Consider the following 20,553-nt stretch of genomic DNA (forward strand, 5'->3'; position numbering starts at 1 on the left):
AACGTCGAGAACAGCGATTCATTGTACGCTTCGAGGCCCAAGTTGTCGCAGCCCGCACCGCGAGCAAGCGATGGGAAAGCGGGATTCGTTCCCCGCCCCAAACGCTTGTAGCAAGTTTTACGCGAAGGGAAATTGGTCGTCGATTTCCGCTTGGCTTAACTCTGCCAAAAACGGAGCGATCCGCTGGACGATCAAGTCCATCACCGCGCGTCCCTTTTCGGCCGTTGCGGCATGCGGATTTCCCGAACCGGAATTGGTCGTCAACAGATGCCACGGACGTGTGATCGACACCCAACCTTCGTTGAGCGCTTCGAATCGCATCGGCCGTCTCGCTCCCGAATCGGCACGCAGGCTGTTGTCATCTTCCAGGGCGACGAAATCGGGAAAGTAGGCCAACGCCAGCGAGGTCTCCATTTCGCCGGCGTGGTCCTCGGCGACGTCGAAAATCTCGTGGTACCGGTCGCGAACCATCTGGAACCAATTGCAGAGGAAGATCTGCGACGCACATTGGCCGTGCAGTTCCCGCAGGATCGGCTTCAGCTCATTCCCGCCGTGGCTGTTCAAGAAGACGATCTTTCGGATCCCCGCCCGTTGGATCGATTCCACCAAATCCTTCACGACCATCAGCATCGTCGACGGATTCAGGTTCATCGCCAGCGGCAATGCGTTCATATTCGTTTCAGTGCCGTAGGGGATGGTCGGCAACAACACCACGCGGCCCCCTTGTGCATTGGCCGCTTCGCAAACCGCCCGCCCGATACAACGACTCTCCATCGTGTCGGTACCATACGGTAGATGGAGGTTGTGCGGCTCGGTGGCTCCAAACGGGAGCACGGCCACGCGGAAGTCGCCATCGCGAACATCGGTCAATGTGATTTCTTCGAGGATCGACTTCATTGGAACAGCGACTTTCAAAAGGCAGGAGATCAGCGGCGGCAGGATACCACGCACAGACCGTAGGGCATCCTTAAACGGAACATTCGATCGACCTAGCGTGCCAGAGCGTCTACGGATGCAGGACACATTCGAAGGTCCCCGAAACAGCAGTCTCCTGGGAGGAGCTGCTGCTCATCACCGACGCATTCTCGATCCGAGCGGTCACCTTCCCTTGCTCGACGGCGATCGTGACCGGAACCGGTTGATCCTCGGGCGAGAACCAAATCGTACCGCCAGCTTCCTTCTGCGCGAACAACCGCGCTGAAACTGTCTGCCCCGCCAATGCGTTGAGATCTCCGGCCGTCGAAAGATTCGCCTGCAACAGGAAGGCGGGAAAGGTCTCGTCGTCGCCATCTTTGCTGCTGGAGATCTTCAAGACCGCCGGTCGGCCCGGGTTGATCGCGATCAGCTGCACATAACTGGCGGCGAACTGGGTCGGTGAATCCAACGTCATCATCCCCTTGCCGGTCGTGTCGCCGATGCCACTGACATCCCCTGCGGTCTCGGCAACCTGCTGGGTCGTCGCTTCCACTTTGGCAACCGCCTCTTCGGTCGCCGATTTCACTTCTGACGAAACATCCGACGCGACACTCGTCGCAGTCTCTTTCGCCTGATCGACCAATTCGTTCAGTTTCTCTTTGCTGCAGCCGCTGGCCGCCGATGCGACCAACAGTGCGCACGCGATCCGAAGGGTAATCATGGATAAAGCCGTTCCCGGGAAAAGATAAGAAGCGGAAAAAATCGCACTCAACAATATAATGCCCCGTCACGACCGAAACAAATCGCCGCGGCGGGCCCGCAGGGCTATTCAGTGTTTCAATTTGAGGTATCAGCTTAGCGACCGGTTTACCTGGAGAACCGGACGCTAACGCGTGGCGGCTAATTTGCCTAAGCACAAACACGGATTAGTCCTGACGAGCTTGCCGGTCGGGTGACAGCTCAGCGGGGCGTGTCATTTATAATGGCCAGTGGCTTGATGCTGGATCGCACGTTGTTTTTTTTGTGTGCCACTGGCTATGCCAGTGTTCCTGCAGCGAAGCAGGGAGATTGGAATCAACAAACAAGTTCTCCAATGCCAAACGGCGAGAGTTCCGCCATCACGATCGGCGTGAGATGCCTTTGGTGCTTTGCCAGTGTTCCTGCAGCGAAGCAGAGAGATTGGAATCAACAAACAAGTTCTCCAATGCCAAACGGCGAGAGTTCCGCCATCACGATCGGCGTGAGATGCCTTTGGTGCTTCGTTTGTGGAGCACTGGCAAAGCCAGTGGCACCCAGACGCGTTGTTTTTGTGTGCCACTGGCTATGCCAGTGTTCCTGCAGCGAAGCAGAGAGATTGGAATCAACATACAGATTCTCCAATTCTAAACGGCGAGGGTTCCGCCATCACGATCGGCTGGAGATGCCTTTGGTGCTTCGTTTGTGGAGCACTGGCATAGCCAGTGGCACCCAGGCGGGCGAGCCCGCAGGGCGACTCAGTTCGGGCATAGCGTCTCCTGAAAAACCGACGCGTAAGCGAGGCATCCGTGGAAGAATCCTCGCTTACGCGTTGGGTTACCATTTCAGGAGACGCGCCCGTTCAAAAACGCCGCTGCCCGAAACCGAAGTGTTCCACGTGGAACACGTGCACAAACTCTTCCGGTTTCACACGCCTCGGTTCGGCAAACCTGAGCGACTATTCCGATTCGACCTCTTCGGCGCGACTGTCCGAAGGCGCGGCGATCGTCAGCAACCAGAACGACCACGCGACCAACAGCAGTCCGGTCACGGCGTACCCCAACGCGAACTGGCGAACCATCGCCGCCTCCGCACTCCATGGCCAATACAACGGGGAGCCGGGAACGGGGGAATGGATCACACCGAAGACCGTCAACAAACCGCAGATAAGAAACAGCCCCCCGGCTCGACGCAATCGCTGATCGATGATCGAAGCCAGTGCCGACGCCCACAGCAGACTTGTCAGAATGAATCCGTTGGAGAGGATCAGTAGCGTTTGCAGCTTGTCCCGCAACCCCGGATCGCCGAGCCCTTCGATCGAGTAGGACGGATCGCCAAAGATCTGCGAAGGAAAGCTGTTGGCTAAAAAGGCGAGGGCCGGAACGCAGGCCAAGGCGACCGCAGCGTAGTGCCGGGTGGGAGTTGCAGAGAAGCTTTGCGCGGTGATCTCCAGTCCGACAAAGATCAGGATCGGAAAGACCGCCGCTTCGGGAATGATCTGGTAGAAGTAGACGAAGTAGCCGCCGACACCCGCGGTTCCGATCAACAATGCCGTCGCCAGGGTGTACGCGCCGCGGCCGCCCATTTGCTTGTAAGCCGGATGCCCGATGTAAGGCGTCGTCTGGACCACGCCGCCGCACAGCCCAGCCGCCAAGGTCGCGATCGCTTCGACAAAGATCACCGTCCCGGTCGGGTATTCGTCTCCCGCCGCCGCGGCACTCTCGGTGCAATCGATCCCGCCAACGACGGTTCCGATCGCGAACGGAAGGACGATCGGCATGTACTTCATCGCTTCGCTAAAGCGCTCGAGCCACTGGAACTCAAACGCTTCCAACCACATCGTCGGGAACATCGTCGGCGTGATCGTATGCTCCCCCGACGCCACGTACCCTTCCACGCCCAACGCTCGCAACAGATAGAACATCCCGCCGGCAACGATCAACGCGCCCAAGGTGCCGGGGACGCGAAATGGCAACGGCACGCGGCCGATCAGCGAAGTCAATACGATCGCCAAAGCGACCAAACCGACCAGCGGCGTTTTCAAGATATCCAACAATGGAAGAAAGCTGATCAGCACCAGTGCGATCGCCGCCAGCGAACCGAGCAGCCCCGCCCGCGGAACGCTTCGTCGAATCCAGCCGCTGACCGGAGAGCAGAGGACTTTAAATAGTCCACTCATCACGATCGCCCAGATCCCAATGTGCCACGCGAAACGGGCCGCTTCCATTTCGTCGAGTCCCAGCCGAACCTTGCCATCGATGAAAGCGGGACCGAGGACAAAGAAGACCATCCCGAACGTGCTGGGCGTGTCGAGCCCCAAAGGCATCGCGGTGACGTCGCTGCGGCGAGTCCGTTTGGCCAACCAGAATGCGAGGGCGAAGAACATCAGATCGCCAACGAAGACGCCGATCGCCGTTCCGGGGACCATCGCCTGCACGGCGACTTCGGCCGGGAACTGGAAGACGCCGGCTAACAGACTGACCACCAGGATCAGCCCCGCGACGTTATCCAACATCAAACCAAAGAAGGCGTTGATGTCGCCTACGGCAAACCAGCGGTATCGGTCGTTGCTCACGAGTTGAGACCTTGCGACGTGGGGAGAAAGAAGTCGCAGCTTCCGCCTAAGCTGAGCAACTATTCGTTGGTCGTTATCGTAACGCAGTGTTCGACAATTGCCAGCATAGGCGAATCACTGTTTGAGTTTAGGCATTTTGGTAACCCGACGCGTAAGCGAGGCACCGCGTGAATTCCTCGCGTACGCGTCGGGTTACCATTTCCCGAGAGCCTCCAGTTTGGAAAAGTGATTAGCCCTAATTGCCAGCATGGGTGTTTGCATCCTCGCTTCGATTGCTCCTACAATGTGACCAGCAACCGCAGCACCCTCTCCGCCGCTCGGCCCGATCCGCGGTCGGCGGATAGCGTGCCGCCGATCTTGTCCCCAACAATCCAATCCACTCCGCCCGCCGCGATCCGGAACGACCGGTCGCCGCCAGCGGGTGATCCAGCGGGCTCATCTACAATTATGGAAAACGTGGAATCCGATGGCTTGCTGCCCCGGTTCACCTTGCGGTGGTTTTCGATCGTCTTCACCCTCTCGGTTCTGGTCGCATGGATCTTCCGGCAATCGGTTCTCGGTAGCCTGTGGGCCTCGGCCGCGATGGTCACCCTGGCCGTGATGGGCGGAATGTTTGCGATCTACGCGGTCCTGTTCATGGTGATCTGGGCCCCCAACGCGTTGGCCAACTTGGGAACCTCGTCGACGCAAAGGGACGCGAATCCCACGCCCGGGAATGAACACGAGGTGAAGTCATGATCGGTGGCCGCGGCATCCGCCGCCGATTGAGTCACCGGGCATCATCGCTGCTCGTGTTGATCGCCACCGCCTTGGCGGTCGGCACTCTGACACCCAAAGCTTCCTTTGCCGACGAATTGCTAGCAGACTTCCCCGTCGATGGCGCCAAGGGTTCGGGGATCGCATTGACGGTGACCGCGGGGGAAACCAAGCGAGTCGGAGTCTGTCCCGTGACGGTCGAAGTGCGGGCGATCGGTCCCAGTTTTGGAGCGGACCGAAAACTGACGATCGAGTTGAGACCGCGGTCGGTGCTGCCAAGTCAGAACACTTTTGATTTCCGCCAGACGATCCAATTGGGCGAATCGGACAGCATCCATCGCGAGGTGCTGGAAGTCCCGATCTATTATCCCTGGGCGCAATGCCGCGTTCGCGTTCTGGAAGATGGAGTCGTCTTGCCGGGAGATGACAGTGACTTATCGACGCCGGTCTTTTTGACCACGGACAATATTCCCGAGTTGACGCTCACGATCATCGAAGCCCGGACGGTCGATTCGGACCCGCCCGATTGGCAACGGTTTCCGGATTGTCGATCGTTGTGGATGGCGTCGCGTGGCGAGCGGATGCCGCCACATTATTTCCGGCCCCAGCAACTTGAACACGAAGCGGCGAAGTCGTCGATTCAGAACCCGGGGCATTCCTCGCTTGCCATCAAGACGGTGCACGAAGATCGGCTGCCCAACCGCTGGACATTATATAATGACACCGATGCCGTGATGGTGTCGGTCAAGGCGCTGCAGCGTATCAAAGAAGAGAACCCGACGGCGATGGAAGCGTTGCGTCAATGGCTCGCGACCGGCGGCGTTCTCTGGACCTATGGTGATTCCGGCACTGCTGAATTAAACGACCTTTTCTCGTTGCCCAATGCTTGGGAGCGATTGACGGTATCGAAGATCCAAGAAGCATCGCAATCCGGCCTCCCGCACAACCCACCTGGGATGGGACGGAACCCTGGCCCGCGGCAGCTCGAGCAACGAACCCTACCCAACGCCAGTCTGCAGCATCCTTTTTTGCTGGTTGAAGGGGCCCGTTCGGTTCAGAAAAGGGTCACGACGCATCCGTACCTGGCCGGCAAGATCGTTTGCATCGACGATGCCTTTCCATTTCCCGGATCGGTTCAGCAATGGAGCACCATCGCCGCAGCGGCCCCGATGCAGATCGGGACCGAGAACCGACTGGGCTTCGACATCGTTCGCGGCGACAGCAACTTCTGGACCTGGTTGATCGCCGAAGTGGGGCAGCCCCCGGTCTATACCTTCCTGGGGATGATCTCGTTGTTTGTGCTGCTGGTCGGCCCCGTTTCGTATTACGTCTTCCTGTACCTCAAGCGGCTGTATCTGTTTTTCGTCTTCGCTCCGATCGTGGCCCTGATCTGTACCGCCTCGATTGGACTCTACGCGATGATCGCCGACGGGTTCGGCAGCCGAGTCCGGATCCGGCACCTGACGCTACTGAATGCTAGCGGCGAGGGCGTGAATTGGTCGCGACAGACCTATTTCTCCGGACTCCGGCCGCGCGACGGCGTCGCGTGGTCGCGCGAAACAGCGGTCTACCCATTGCGAGAACCGCAGCTACCGGGGGCGCGGTCGCAAGAGAATGATGATCCGGGAGCCGCGCAGGTCGTGATCGATGGCGACGCACTCCGGCTGCAAGGGACGTTCATGCCGTCGCGCACCCAATCGCAATTCGTCGCGATCACGCCTCAAATGGATTGCGGAGCAGTCGTCGCCCGTCGCGGCAAAGGGATCGTCCGCGTCGAAAACCAAACCCGACACCCCATCGCATCGATCCTCTTGGCGGACGCTAGCAAACGCATTTGGTTCGCCGAAGCGATCGACGCCGGGAGTGCAGCCGACGCGGTCGCGATGTTGCCAGTCGATGCGGCGCGCTGGATGACGACCAACTTTTTGGACCACGCGCCGGAACTGCCGGCCGGGTATCAAGACGCATCGCAAAGCGAACTGCTTCGATTGGGAAACATGCGGCGGCTTCGAAACACGAGCGGACCACGGTCATTCACCACCGCCAACGTGGGTGGGCTGGTCGAAGCGATGTTCCGGAGCACGATGGTTGAACAGGGTACGCCGCCGGCGAACCATTTTGTCGCCATGGCGGAAGTTCCCGCCGACGCGATCGGGATCGAAGGTGCCAAGCCGGTCGAATGCATTCACTTGATGATGGGCGAGCTTCGATTCGTCGGCGACCCCGATCCGGTTTCCCAAAGCGGTGCCCCAGCCGACGAAGATACTTCGGTGACGAAAGACGAAACTGCGGAGAGCGCCGAATGATTCCCTACCATAGCGACGATTCGGTGATCGAACTGCGGCGGCTGCACCGCAACTTTGGCAAGACCCGCGCGGTCGACGATGTTTCGTTCAGCGTTCCCCGTGGAACGGTGTTCGGTTACATCGGCCCCAACGGCGCGGGGAAGACGACAAGCATGCGGATCTTGGCGACGCTCGAATTGCCGACATTGGGGGATGCTTACGTCGACGGTTTTTCAGTCGTCAACGATCCCGATCACGTTCGCCGTCGATTGGGTTTCATGCCCGACGCCTTTGGAACCTACCCGAGTGTGAACTGTCACGAATACATCGACTTCTACGCGCGGGCCTATGGACTGGCCGGGCGCCAGCGGCACCAACGGGTCCGCTGGGTGATGGACTTCACGCGATTGGACGGCATCGCGGAGAAACCGATCCGCGGACTCAGCAAAGGGATGAAACAGCGGCTGTGTCTGGGGCGCGCTCTGGTTCACGATCCGGCGGTTCTGATCCTCGACGAACCGGCGGCCGGTTTGGACCCTCGGGCGCGGATCGAATTGCGAAGGATGATCCGGGCGCTCGCCGAAGATGGCAAAACCGTTTTGGTCAGCAGCCACATTCTGACCGAGCTAGCCGAGATGTGCGATCGGGTCGGGATTATCGAACAGGGTCGTCTGTTGGCGACCGGCAGCGTCGATGAGATCCAGCGCCAGCAGCGCACGCATCGCGAGTTTGTCGTTCGCGTGATCGACCATCGCGACACGGCGGTTCAAATGCTGGAGAGCAACGATCATGTCAGCCACTTGATCGTCGATGGAGAATTGGTCCGGTTCCAATACGAAGGGGATGTCACTCACCAGGCGACGCTGCTCGCTTCGTTGATCGCCGCGGGGGTGAGTGTCGCGGAATTTTCATCGCACGCCCGATCGCTGGAAGATGTCTTCATGCAAGTTACCGAAGGGTTGGTGCAATGAGTCAGGAAGCGACGCAACCGACGACCGCGGAAGCTCCGCTGTGGATCCAACGCATCGATGCGTTCTTCGATCGCGCGGGGGATTGGTGCAATCCGATCCTTGTCAAAGAAGCGCGGCAGGCGCTAAAGAGTCGTCAATTTATCTGGACCTTCGCCGTGCTGTTGCTTGGCGCCTGGATCTGGTCGTTCGCCGGTACGCTGTTGATGATGCCGGGGATCTATTATGTTCCCGGCGGCCGCGCGATGCTGATGGGATACTACTGGGTCCTGGCGGTGCCGATGATGTTGGTCGCGCCGATGGCGGCCAATCGATCGTTGGTGGCTGAGCGCGAGGACGGCACGTACGAAGTCCTGTCGATCACGACACTCTCGTCCTACCAGATCATCCTAGGCAAACTGGCCAGTTCCGTGCTGCAGTTGGTGATCTACTTTACCGCGCTGGTTCCGTGTGTTGCCTTCACCTACATCTTGCGCGGGATCGACCTGCCCAGCATTGCGCTCTTGATCGCGTCGACCTTTCTGACGTCGGTCTTTATGGTCGTCGTTGGGCTGTTCCTCGCATCGATCTCCAACACGCGATCGTTGCAATCGCTGCTGATGATCGGAATGCTGTTGTTGGTTCTGTTGGCGGAATACCTGCACGGTGCTTTTGCGATGACTTTGATGACATCGGGAATTCGCAGCGACGACAGCGAACTGCTGGTACTATTGCTAGCGATCCTTACGCTCTACCTGGGCGTTTCGATTTTCTTGATCGTCGCGTCAGCCGCCGCCTTGTCGCCGGTCAGCGAGAATCGATCGACGCGATTGCGGATCATGATGCTGGTGCTGCAAGCGGTGGCCATTTTCTGGGCACTTTATTTGCTCATGTATTCCGCGGAGCTGGGCGTCCGTTTTTCGCGCAGCATGTTCTACGACTTCTTTCCGGGCCGCGGAACAGGCATCGTCATCCTCGTGCTATCGGCTTTCTACTGGATCGCGATGGGCGGATTGATGTTGGGTGAATCGGAGACATTGTCGGCGCGGGTTCGACGCGGGCTCCCCAAAACCTTTCTCGGTCGCGTTCTGTTAACCTGGCTGAATCCTGGTCCGGGCACCGGCATGGTCTTCGCCATCTCCAGCTTCGCTGGCATCGTCGCCGCGATCTATGCGTTGGAAGCCTCGGGCGTGATCAATCGCGTCGCGAACAACCAGTCGATCGTTCCGCTCGGGCTGACCCTGTTGGGTTACATGATGTTCTTTCTCGGGATCACGCACTTATTGGTCTCGATGGTCCGCGGCAAAGGAAGCGTCACGCCGTTTGTGTCGCTTGTCGCCACGCTGTTGATGATGTCGCTGGGCTGTATCATCCCCTATTCGATCGGGCTGTACGTGAACAACTTTCGCAGCTTCACCTGGGACGAAACCCAGATCACCAATTGGGCTTGGACGCTGCGACAGTTCGCCAATGGTGCCGCTGCGGTATCGATCCCATGGATGGTCCTGACGATGGGATTGCTGGCGGTTGCCGCGAATCTACTTTACGTCGGACGCGACGTGATGGTCCGCCGCGTCTCGACACCGCAGCGCGTGCTGGATGAACTGGCAGCGCTGAATCCACTGCCCGAAAGCGAAACGTCGAGCGATCCGTTGGCGTAACCCAGCCGCGACCGATTTGATTTCTACAGCGATCGACCAAGAGACGGAATCATCCAACGCAACAAAGGTTTCCGATCGCCAAGGTCATTTGTCGGCGTCGGGTTGCGAGGGAGGGTTATCGCGTGGCACACCGACTGCTCGCGGCCCTCGACGATCGCCGGGACGGTTGTCGCCGCGCGGCGGACCACCACCTCGCTTTCCGTTTTCGAAACCTGGCGGATCGAAACCGGGACCGCGCCCCTCGGGGCCTCGGCGATCACCGCCACGCCCTTCGCCGCCGCGACCATCCCAAGGCCGAAAGCCCGATCGACCGCCGCCGCGACTGCGCAGCGCTTTGAGCGCTTCGTTGGGATCGCTCAGATCGATCCGTTCGCGAAGCATCGCATCGGCCGATTCGTAGGCATCCAACGGACTGTTGCCCGAGCCATCGATCGGCGAACGTTTCCAAGCCGCAAACATCGTCCAGTAGAACAACCGATTGGATTGGTCCCCGGAGTCTTGAACATTCTGCAGGAATTGAGTCGCTTTGGCGCTAAGCGATTGGCGGACCAACTTCTTCTCTTCCGCCGTTACCGGTCTCACCTTCCCCCACCAACCGTCGGTCGAACTGCCCCTTCGCATCGCTGGAAGGACATACAACTTGACCAAAATGTGCGCCATCACCTCGTCGGCGTTTAACGACAATTCCTTACTGACGGTTTCCGCGCGCCGCTGCAACGTCGCATACGCTTCGCCCGAAAGTGCGTCTGGCAATTCGTCGACCCGCGACTGGGCGATTTTGAATAGCGCTGCATACAGCTGGTCGAGATCCTCTGCCGTCAGTTGTTCATGATCCCCACGACGGGTCTCTTGAATCGTGGCGGTGACCAATCGCAAACGTTCGGTGGCAGCGGCCGATTGCAACTCCGTCTGCTTTGGGGGCGAAAGTGTATCGAGCCAATCGACGTAACTGACCAACGTTTCGGTCAATCGATCGGCATCGTCGCGAGCTTCGATCTGCCGCACATAATCCTTCAACTCCGTTTGCCGTTGGAGTGGCTGAGCGACCAATTGTTCGTACTGCAATTGCAGATCCCGTTTCAAATCGGCGGGCATCTCTGCCAACTGAGTCGTCCGCTCTGGTTCGGCAACCGCCGCCAACCGCCCCTCGACGCTGCGAACTGGCAATTCCTCCAGATCACGGCTGATCGAAATATGCTCTTGCCACGCGGGCTGTTCGGCCAGCGAGGCGAAAAATTTCAAATCCGAATCGCTCTTGATCTGCGAATAGGCGCGTAGATGCTCCGCGACCGCCAGTCCTTCAACAAGTTCGCGTTGCTGTTCTTGTTGGTAACCGCGAACGATCACGCCCCCAACGATGAACGTGACCGCGGTGGTGAACAAGAGACCAACCGCTGCGGCGGATAGTTTCCAGGGGCGACGTTGTTTGACGATTTCAAACTCTTGCGATGCGCTGACCGCAATCATCTCGACGGTGGTGCGAGCAAAATCGTTATTGACCGTCGTGCGTGGCAGTTCGTCCAGCATGTCGAACGTTTGCTGCAGCGATCGCAAGCGCCGTTTGCAATCGGGATCTTCCATCAAACGTTCTTCGAGCGCAGCCCGTTGGTCATCTTCGAGTTCACCGTCGAGATAGGCAACCAATTGTTCGTCGAGGTCGCTGGGCGAACCGTCGTCGATCGGGCGTGTTGCTTCCATGATTCCACTTACATTAAAAAGGCCGCGATGTCGCCGCGCTATCGCAGATCGCGCGGCGTTCAATCGCTCGTGATTGTTCCACGGAAACTGTACCGACGCGGCGCCGTGGAACGCGCGACGCGGTCGAGCCCCGAATTACGTGGGGTCTTCGGTTTTATTGGCGGTCGCCAAATTGGAACCCTGATTCACATAGGGCTCCAGAATTTCTTTCAGGTTCACCCGCGCTCGCGACAATAAACTTTTGACCGCTTGCGGAGTCATCTTCATGACGTCGGCGATCTCCGCATAACTCAGTTCTTCGAACCGGCTCAACCATAGCGCCATCCGTTGGCGTTCGTTTAATTCTTGAATCGCCATCCGAACGATCTCGGCCCTTTCCAAGCCTTCGATCTGACGAGCGGGCATTTGGCCGCTGGCAGCCAACGCCAACGATTCCAACGTCGCATCGCTTTCGGTGTCATTGCGGCGTGGCGCGTCGGTGGCGCGAACCTCGCGCCGTCGACTCGCCGAACGAAGCGAGTTTTTCGCGACGTTCCCCGCAATCGTAAACAGCCAAGTGGAAAACTTGGCTCCCGGTTCGTAACTCTTGCGAGCTCGGTAGACTCGCATAAAAACGTCTTGTGCCAAGTCTTCGGCCATGTCACGGCGGGGTGCCAAGTGTTCCAACAACTGCACCAAACGGTTCTGATATCGGTGTACTAACTCTTCGAATGCGGTGGCGTCATCGTTGCGTACGCGCAGCATCAAACGGACATCGGGGTCCAATTGTTGATAACGCAACGCGGTCGATGGGCTAACGGGCAAAGTCGAATCGTCCTTCGGCTTAAGGAATTAGAACTTGCGATATTCGGGCCTCAGGTGGTCGCCAGAATCCGCAGAATGTGCTGCCGTTCAGTCTAGCGCACGACCGCTGCGGAAACTACGTCACCCAGAAACTTTAAACCGACAAGATCCGACAAAGTTTCGCGGAAAATTGATCGCCCTTGGGCGTCGACGATTCACAAAGGAAATACCGCACGCCCCGCTCAACGGGCGCGGTTGACGCAAAACCCGACAAGCTTGCCGCCCCGCCGAAACTTCCCATCGCCGCTAGGGTTTCTATTGCCATGCGTTGACGGCGCAAATAATCCCCGCAAAGATGGGGGCTCAGGAGCGGAGGGCGTTCGGAACGGCGATTTTACATCGACGTGTCCACGCCAACCGGTGAACGATCGCGTGAAGGAAGGATAGAATGATTTTACGAACGGTGATCTTGTATTCGGCCATCATTTGCGCTCCGTTTTCCGCGCTGGCAGAGCCCAAACCGGAGATGAGCGTTGCCAGTCGACAGCCGACCGACTCGCATCGCGATTCGATCAGAGAACGCCCCTTGCATTTCGATCAAGAATCTCGAGTCACCCGAATCGAGAAGGGGTATCTGTTTGTCGATGGCGAGCGAATCGCCTGGCCCTTTGAAATCACCTCCACCCCAAACACCGATCACCTGTCGGTCAACGGCTACAAGATTTGGGTTGGGACCAGTCAGACATCCCGCCCCCGTGGACGCAACGACAATCCCTCGCGTCAATTCCGCAACAACCGCTATCTTCAACGACACGTTGTCGAATCATTGCGCGGCAATCGAGCGGTCTTCGCCTTCAGCGATAGCCCGGCGGTGATTCTGAATGAAAATGTATTTTGCGCAAACCTGTTGAAGTTCGATCGCGAATCGGAACCCTATCAGGAACTCCAGGATTCGATCGCCGATCAAGAACAACTACAGTCGATGGAAGCATGGTTCACCAGCTACACGCCATCACAAGATCTGATCGACGCGGCAACCGTCGTCGTGGAACGCTACGAACGCGCCAATCAAATCAACCGCGCCCAAGTCAGTGCCGCCACAGCATTGAACCAGTTGACGTATCCGATGACGATGTTTGGCTTGATGGTAGGCGTCTACGCGTTTGGACACCTGATGATGACCACGCCCAAGACGCCTGCGTTATTCCCCGAGGCAAATCTGTTGGACGTGATGTCGCGCGCGACGGTCATTTCGGTCGCGTTGATCTGCGCCCACGCTTCGCTTGATCTCGTCTGGACGCTACTGACATCTCGAGCCGGACAGATGCGAGAGATCAATCCCGTCGGCGCCCAATTCGTCGATTCCCCGGCGGCGCTGATCGCCTTCAAAGCCACCGTCACGCTGGGCGCCTGCGGGCTGTTGATTGGATTGCGGAAACACCGCTTCGCGCAAACGGCGTGTTGGTGGATGTGCCTCGTCTGCACGATCCTCACCTTCCGTTGGCTGATCTTCAGCTCGATGCTGGTTTGAAACCGATCGGGGCTCCCCGGCACCGTGGTCTCTCGCAACCGTTCGGGAACTTTTGAGAGCCCGCATGGCCCAAGATAGCCGCAGTCCGGTTTTCTAGTCTTCCGACGGATTGCGCATCCATTGCAACCCGCGCGGCGCTCGCGAGGCGACAAACGGTTGGCCGACGGCTTGCCCGGTTTCGGCCCATTGTTCGGCGGCAACCGTCAATTGGTTCAAGACGACTTCAACCTGTCGACGGTAGGTTTCCAAGTCATCTCGATCAGCTTTGGCCGGTATCCGAATCCCCGGCCCCATGATCGCTCGGGCGCGGCTGCCCGGCCGCGGCACCGCGAATCGATCCCACGCCCGTCGGATCCGCCACGGCCGATCGTACCCAAGGCCCAGCGGAATCAAAGGCAATTGCAGACGCGACGCGAGATAAACGCAGCCCGCGGCCAGCTCCCGTCGCGGACCGCGCGGTCCGTCGGGAGTCATCGTCAGATTCATCGACTTGCCCTGCCGAAACATCTTCCGTAGCGCCGTGATCCCACCGCGCGAAGTCGACCCTCGAATTGTGCCAAAGCCGACAAAACGTGTCGCCCGCGCCAGGGTTTCCGCATCCCGGTGTTGGCTCAACAACATCGCCACGTCGTTGTGTCCGCGCAGATAGAACATGAACGGTATGTATTCATGCCAGAAGATATAAATCCCCGGCGTGGTATACGAAGCGTTCACCGGATCGTGGCTTTGGTCGTAATAGGAGATCTGAAACCGCAGCGTTTTCATCCACGCGCGAACCGCGATCGACGTCCCCAAACTGAACGAACCGCCAATCCATCCCGAAGTCAGTTTCACAGCGGCGTTCCTTCAAATTGCGACGCGGTCGCTCGGCACGGGCTGGCTTTCAACGCCACGAATCCCAACACCTGCGCCGCCGCGATGGTTAAGCGTTCCATTGGCCACTAAACACTTCCACCGCAGGCCCTGTCTTGAAGATCTCGCCGGTGGTCTCATCCCATCGCAAGCGAAGGTCACCCCCTAGCAAATGAATCAAAACCTCTCGATCGGCGCGTCCGGTCAGCACCGCCGCGGCGCAGACGGCTGACGCACCAGTCCCACACGCCCACGTCTCCCCCGAACCACGCTCCCACGTCCGTTGTCGCAATTCACCACGACCGATGACTTCGACAAATTCGATGTTCGTGCGATTGGGAAACCGCGGATCGACTTCGATTTTCGGCCCCAGTCCCAACACCAATTCATCGGTTGCCGATTCGACAAAGCAGACGCAGTGCGGATTGCCCATCGAAACGCAGGTCACCGACAACGTGTGCCCATCGATCTCGAACGGTTCGTCGACCACCGCCCCCGTTGGCAGGATCGTCGTTGGAACCCGAGGAGCTTCCAGAATGGGTTTCCCCATGTTCACGGTCACTTGCTGCACCCGATCGCCTTCGGCTTGCAGTTCCAGTTTCAAAACGCCGACACCCGTTTCGATGTTCAACGTTGGTGTCCGCCGGATGTCGTGGTCGTACAGATATTTGGCAACGCAGCGGATCGCATTGCCACACATCTCCGATTCGCTGCCATCGGCGTTGAACATCCGCATCCGCGCGTCGGCAATTTCCGAAGGCTGGATTAAAACCAAGCCATCGCCACCGACGCCGAAGTGCCGGTCGGAAATCGCGATCGCCAGCTTGTCGACATCCGCGGGGGTCGGCTGCGCAAAGCAATCGATATAAACGTAATCGTTCCCCGCCCCTTGCATCTTCGTAAATTGCATCGTCGTTCTCAGTCTCATGGGCCCGCGTCGAGCCTAGTTGGAATGGTGAGGGTGAACGCTAGCTAGCGTTGCCAACCGACAGGAAAGTGTCCCAAAATCGGTGCCCGCCGTGCGTGCGCAAACCGCAGCGAACCCGCACGCCAAAATAACCTTTTGCCCAGTTTCACGAAATAGGTGCGATCGCCTGCCGCACCAAACAGGCGGATCACGCCAAGACCTCGGCGATCCGATGCCCCTCCACATTGGTCAATCGCCGCTGAACCCCGTTGTGTTCAAAGGTCAGTTGTTCATGATCGAGCCCCAACAGATGCAGGATCGTCGCGTTCAGATCGTACAGCGGATGGATATCTTCCACCGCCTTGCGCCCCAGTTCATCGGTCACGCCATGGCTGACACCACGCCGCACGCCCGCACCGGTCAACCAGCACGTGAAGCCATCGGGATTGTGATCGCGTCCCTTGGCTCCCTTTTGGAACATGGGCATTCTGCCAAATTCGGTACACCAAACGACCAACGTATCCTCCAGCAATCCGCGCGCTTTCATGTCGCGGATCATCGCCGCAGTTGGTTGATCCATGATCTCGGCATGCCGGTCGTATTGTTCTTTCAGTTTGCTGTGACCATCCCAGTTCAATTCGCCGCCGCTGGCGTAGGCACCGTTGAACAGTTGCACAAACCGGACTCCACTTTCGACCAACCGTCGCGCCAAAATACAGTTCTTTGCATAGGCCGCCTTGATCGGATTCGAAGTATCATCGGCCCCGTACATCGCCATCGTCTGAGCGGTCTCTGTGCTCAAGTCGCTGATCTCCGGAACACTCAACTGCATCCTTGCCGCCAATTCGTAGCTGGCGATCCGGGCGGCCAATTGGCCGTCGCCCGGATGACGTTCCAGATGCCGCCTATTCATTTTTTCAAGATGCGCCCGCGCCGCGCGATCAGCAGCCGCGGAGACCTGCGGCGGCGGAGCGAGATGCCGGATCGGATTCTTCGAACTGAAGGGCGTCCCTTGGAACTCCGCCGGCAGAAATCCAGCTCCCCAATTGTTGACGCTCGCCTGCGGCACGCCCCGCGGATCGGGAATCGCCACAAACGCCGGCAGGTTCTGATTTTCGCTACCCAACGCGTACGTTACCCATCCGCCACCGCTGGGAAATCCGTCTTCGACAAACCCCGTCGAAAGAAAGTTCTCCGCCGGTCCGTGCGTATTGCTCTTACTGGTCAGCGAATGAATAAACGCAAACTCGTCGGTCAGTTCCGCCAAATGAGGAATCATGTCGGAAACCATCTTCCCCGTTTCGCCGCGCGGACGAAACGTATACTGCGGTCGCGCCAGTTCCCCCGCGGGTCCTTGGAACGTCACTGCAGGACCGTCCTTCAACGGCTTGCCATCCTGCCTGATCAGTTCCGGCTTGAAGTCCCACGTCTCCAACTGACTGACCGCGCCGGCGCAAAAGATCACCAGCACATTCTTCGCTTTAGCCGGATAGTGCGACGGTCGCGCAGCATAAGGCCGGGCCGGATCGATCGCTGGCCGTGCGGCGGTTGCTCGCTCCCCAGCCAACAAACTGCCCAACGCAATCGAACCGATACCGGTCGTCGCGTCGCTCAGAAAACGTCGTCGATTGTTCATGAATTCAATGCTCTTTCTCAGGAACCGCGGGGAGGACGTCCGATGGCGTGTGCGATCACGGCATGAACAGAAATTCGTTCGCGTTGTAGATCACGCGGCACAAGGTCGGCAGTCCATGCTGGCCGACCAACGCTTCAGCCGAATCCAATTCATCGCGTTCGGGATCGCGACCCAATGTCAGCCGATAGAGATGCCGAATTTGATCGCGCACGTCCCCACCGACATCGGCCGCCGCGCGTGCAGCCAGCGCTTCGGACTGCTCGATCGTGAACCGGCTGTTGAATAGGTTCAGCGCCTGGATCGGCGTTGTCGATTGTCGCCGGCGGGCGGCGCTTTGGCCTGCGTCGGGACAGTCGAACGCGCCGAAGACGGCTTCGGGTTCCATCCGGATCTTGTGCGCATAAACCATCCGCCGCAGACCTTGATCGGAGAACGATTCAATCGGCGGGAAACCACTCAATCCCCCACGCGACTTGAACAGATCGAAGCCTGGTCCGCCGGTCGTCAAATTCAAACGACCGTTGACGGCCAGCATCGAATCGCGGATCGCTTCAGCTTCCATTCGTCGCGACGGAAATCGCCACAGCAAGCGAACGCTGGCATCGACCGCCTGCCCGGCGGGAACGATTTGATTCGATTGCCCGTACGTCTGCGACAGCACGATCAAGCGATGCAAATGTTTGACCGACCATCCGCTGCGAATGAACTCCGCCGCTAACCAATCGAGCAACTCGGGGTGGGACGGTCGCTCGCCGCTGCGGCCGAAATCGCTCGGCGTGCCAACCAATCCGATCCCGAAGTGCCATTGCCAAATCCGATTCACCATCACGCGAGCGGTCAACGGATTGTCGGGGCGGGCGATCCAATCGGCCAGCGCCATGCGGCGTTCTCGATCGGAAGCGTCGCCCGCCAAGCGAACGTCACCCAACGCGGTAAGCACCGCCGGTGGAACAAGTTCGCGCGGCTGTTCGGGATCGCCACGCAACAAGAAATGCGTCGGTTCGGGCTTTGTAAACCTGCCGGCAAAAAACTGGGGCGTCTTGTTTAATTGTTCGATCTGTTTTTCAAGCGACTGTTTCTCGTCGCGCAGCGCTTGCGACCTTTGTACTTGCGATTCGGCCAGCCCGGCCAGATGTTGCATCGCGTCCAACGAAGGCCCCGCCTGCAATGTGAACGAAGTCGGCAGCCGGTCGCTGAATTTCCCTTGTCGATCGCGGCTCCAAACGACACGCCCGATCGACGTCACCTCGGGCAGTTCCAACAGCACCCAACCACGGCCTGCGGTATCGGACATCCAACTGTGGCTGTTCCCATAAAGGCCATCGTTCAGGTGTTCGAGTCGGTGTTTGTCCGAAGTCCGGCTGCCCGATGCGGTCAGCTTCGTCCCACGAGACGCCAACGCCACGTTCGTCTCCACCGGATCGGCGGCAAAGATTTCGAACTCATCTAGGCACGGTTCGATCAACCCCAACGAAGGATGCCGATTGCAATCGTGGATCGTAAACCGAACGAACCTCGCATCGATTGGTTCAAACGCCAGCGAATTCATCTGCGCCTCGGTCGCCGCCGGCATCGCGATATCGGCCGCTTGCTGCAGTTCGTTTTCGATCTCGTCGACTCGCGTCGCCAGCTTTGCCGCCTGGTGACGTCGCCGATCGCTATCCTCCGACGCGATCGGTCGTTCGCCATATTTCACACCGCTGAAAAAAGCTTGCATCGCGAAATAGTCGGTGTGCGAGATCGCGTCGAATTTGTGATCGTGACATCGAGCGCAACCAACGCTTAGCCCCAAAAAGGCCTCTCCGGTATTGATCACGATCTCGGCCAATTCGTCCTGCCGAGCCAATCGCTTCGACGCGTCGTCCTTCCCGATTTGTCCTGGCAACAGCGCGGCCGCGGTGACTAAAAATCCCGTCGCCGCATCCTGCTGCATCGTATCGCCATGCAATTGTTCGTGGATGAATTGGTCGTAGGGCGTGTCGTTGTTGAACGACGCGATCACATAATCGCGATAGGGCCAAGCATTGGGTCGCGGCGTGTTGACCTCGAAGCCATGCGTGTCGGCATACCGCACCACGTCTAACCAATGCTGGCCCCAGCGTTCTCCGTAGCGCGGCGACGCCAGCAAACGATCGACCACGTGGCGTTGGGCTTCGCTCGAATCATCGTGTTCGAATTCGACAATCTGTTGCGGCGTGGGAGGTAAACCGATCAGATCGAAATAGACGCGGCGAAGCCAGTCGCGGCGCGGCGCCGCGGGGGAGAGTGTCAGTCCATGTCGTTGTAGTTCGTTTTGCACAAACGCATCGATCCGCAAACCGTTGGCCGCATCCAATTGTCCGTCCGCGGCGGTGTGCGGATCGGAAGCCGCCGCGTCGATTGGAAAGGCGAGCGGTTTGAAAGACCAGTGATCAGTACGGTCTTCCAACGTGGCAAGGTCGACGCCGTCGGGCCAGTCAGCTCCCTGTTGAACCCAACGGATCAACAGATCGATCTCCGCTGGCGACAGTCGGTTTCCTTCGGGAGGCATCCGCGTGTCGGGATCGTCACTGGTGATCAGTTCGATCAGGGGACTTTCGTCGAGCTCGCCCGGAACGATCGCGGCACCATAGCCATCGCCGCCTTCAAACGCGGCCGCCTTGATGTCTAACCGGAAGCCACTTTTTTGCTTCGCTTCGGCGTGACAAGCGTAGCAATGCTGTTGAAAGATCGGCCGCACTTGTTCGACAAAATCGATCGAATCCTCGGCGATCAGCGGATCGATCAGCAGCACGAACAGCGAGCAGGCAAGCAGTCGGTTCATGTTCATCCACGGCAGGAAGGGGCGAGATGGCGTGAGGGGCACCATTATAGCCGAACTAAAATACCGCCGACCAACATTATTCCGGAACATGCGTTGCCAGCCGACGACAGCCTCAACTTGCGATTCGGTGTCGCTGTTGACTTAGACTTCGAGATCCAATTGCTCGCCACAGTCATCGTCGATCGGCTTCACGTTCGACGGCGGATCGCCTTGCTCTTCGTCCGCATGCTCACGTTCTTGCAGTTCGAACGGCCGCCGCCCATCCCCATCGCGATCCCCGCTTTTACTGCTGGCTTCGAGCGTCAACTGATCCGCTCCTTCGGCCTGCCCTGGGGATTCACTTTGATTCACCGCGGCCTGTTGATTCCGAACCGTCTCGGTGTCGCTGCCGCGCTGCTGGGCTCGCGCGGTTCCTGCCAATCCGGTCACTGCAGCACTGGGTTCAATGGACATCGCAATCATCTCCCCT

15 protein-coding genes are annotated in these 20,553 nt (G+C 58.7%); 5 read left to right on the forward strand and 10 right to left on the reverse strand.

From position 1 onward, the window contains the following. Positions 1 to 117: 117 nt before the first annotated feature. The 3 genes from EC9_RS16970 to EC9_RS16980 all read right to left on the reverse strand — a co-directional run bounded on the left by EC9_RS16970 (position 118) and on the right by EC9_RS16980 (position 4,225). Positions 118 to 897, reverse strand: coding sequence for a creatininase family protein (locus tag EC9_RS16970; protein WP_145347040.1), 780 nt, complete (start codon positions 895 to 897; stop codon positions 118 to 120). Between the two features lie 109 nt (positions 898 to 1,006). Then, positions 1,007 to 1,636: a hypothetical protein gene (locus EC9_RS16975; protein WP_145347043.1), complete on the reverse strand. Its 630-nt coding sequence runs from the start codon at positions 1,634 to 1,636 to the stop codon at positions 1,007 to 1,009. Positions 1,637 to 2,608: 972 nt separating this feature from the next. After that, entirely contained in the window at positions 2,609 to 4,225 is a 1,617-nt protein-coding gene (locus EC9_RS16980) for a permease (RefSeq protein ID WP_391556702.1), read from the reverse strand. Positions 4,226 to 4,510: 285 nt separating this feature from the next. Between EC9_RS16980 and EC9_RS16985 the strand changes: the two genes are divergently transcribed. The 4 genes from EC9_RS16985 to EC9_RS17000 are packed head-to-tail and all read left to right on the forward strand — an operon-like array spanning position 4,511 to position 9,874. Continuing rightward, positions 4,511 to 4,963: a hypothetical protein gene (locus EC9_RS16985; RefSeq protein WP_145347044.1), complete on the forward strand. Its 453-nt coding sequence runs from the start codon at positions 4,511 to 4,513 to the stop codon at positions 4,961 to 4,963. Beyond that, a complete protein-coding gene (locus EC9_RS16990; protein WP_145347047.1) occupies positions 4,960 to 7,287 on the forward strand; it encodes a hypothetical protein in 2,328 nt (775 codons plus the stop codon). Before EC9_RS16985 ends, EC9_RS16990 begins: the two co-directional genes overlap by 4 nt. Continuing rightward, the gene (locus EC9_RS16995; protein ID WP_145347049.1) at positions 7,284 to 8,237 is read left to right on the forward strand and encodes an ABC transporter ATP-binding protein; all 954 of its coding nucleotides are present in this window, start codon (positions 7,284 to 7,286) and stop codon (positions 8,235 to 8,237) included. Before EC9_RS16990 ends, EC9_RS16995 begins: the two co-directional genes overlap by 4 nt. Next, on the forward strand, positions 8,234 to 9,874 hold the full coding sequence (locus EC9_RS17000; protein WP_145347051.1) for an ABC transporter permease: 1,641 nt from the start codon (positions 8,234 to 8,236) through the stop codon (positions 9,872 to 9,874). The genes EC9_RS16995 and EC9_RS17000 overlap by 4 nt, the downstream gene beginning before the upstream one ends. 84 nt (positions 9,875 to 9,958) lie before the next feature. Here the strand turns inward: EC9_RS17000 and EC9_RS17005 are convergent, their stop codons facing one another. Both EC9_RS17005 and EC9_RS17010 read right to left on the reverse strand, forming a co-directional pair. Next, positions 9,959 to 11,572 (reverse strand): anti-sigma factor family protein, encoded by a 1,614-nt coding sequence (locus EC9_RS17005; protein ID WP_145347053.1) that lies wholly within the window; start codon positions 11,570 to 11,572, stop codon positions 9,959 to 9,961. A gap of 135 nt (positions 11,573 to 11,707) precedes the next feature. Beyond that, positions 11,708 to 12,376: an RNA polymerase sigma factor gene (locus EC9_RS17010; RefSeq protein ID WP_246105736.1), complete on the reverse strand. Its 669-nt coding sequence runs from the start codon at positions 12,374 to 12,376 to the stop codon at positions 11,708 to 11,710. 427 nt (positions 12,377 to 12,803) lie between these two features. On the opposite strand from EC9_RS17010, the gene EC9_RS17015 reads away from it, so the two are divergent. Beyond that, positions 12,804 to 13,886 (forward strand): hypothetical protein, encoded by a 1,083-nt coding sequence (locus EC9_RS17015; RefSeq protein WP_145347055.1) that lies wholly within the window; start codon positions 12,804 to 12,806, stop codon positions 13,884 to 13,886. Positions 13,887 to 13,979: 93 nt separating this feature from the next. Here EC9_RS17015 and EC9_RS17020 read toward each other — a convergent pair whose 3' ends face one another. The 5 genes from EC9_RS17020 to EC9_RS17040 form a co-directional block, all read right to left on the reverse strand. Further along, entirely contained in the window at positions 13,980 to 14,720 is a 741-nt protein-coding gene (locus EC9_RS17020; protein ID WP_145347057.1) for a lysophospholipid acyltransferase family protein, read from the reverse strand. An 88-nt stretch (positions 14,721 to 14,808) separates the two neighbouring features. Beyond that, complete coding sequence (gene dapF / locus EC9_RS17025; RefSeq protein ID WP_145347059.1) at positions 14,809 to 15,648, reverse strand: diaminopimelate epimerase; 840 nt, start codon at positions 15,646 to 15,648, stop codon at positions 14,809 to 14,811. 205 nt (positions 15,649 to 15,853) lie between these two features. After that, positions 15,854 to 17,281 (reverse strand): DUF1501 domain-containing protein, encoded by a 1,428-nt coding sequence (locus EC9_RS17030; RefSeq protein WP_145347061.1) that lies wholly within the window; start codon positions 17,279 to 17,281, stop codon positions 15,854 to 15,856. Positions 17,282 to 17,336: 55 nt separating this feature from the next. Beyond that, on the reverse strand, positions 17,337 to 20,084 hold the full coding sequence (locus EC9_RS17035; RefSeq protein ID WP_218934206.1) for a PSD1 and planctomycete cytochrome C domain-containing protein: 2,748 nt from the start codon (positions 20,082 to 20,084) through the stop codon (positions 17,337 to 17,339). A 141-nt stretch (positions 20,085 to 20,225) separates the two neighbouring features. Further along, complete coding sequence (locus tag EC9_RS17040) at positions 20,226 to 20,537, reverse strand: hypothetical protein (RefSeq protein ID WP_145347064.1); 312 nt, start codon at positions 20,535 to 20,537, stop codon at positions 20,226 to 20,228. Positions 20,538 to 20,553: the final 16 nt, after the last annotated feature.

The sequence above is a fragment of the Rosistilla ulvae genome, assembly GCF_007741475.1.
GTDB classification, from domain to species: Bacteria; Planctomycetota; Planctomycetia; order Pirellulales; family Pirellulaceae; genus Rosistilla; species Rosistilla ulvae.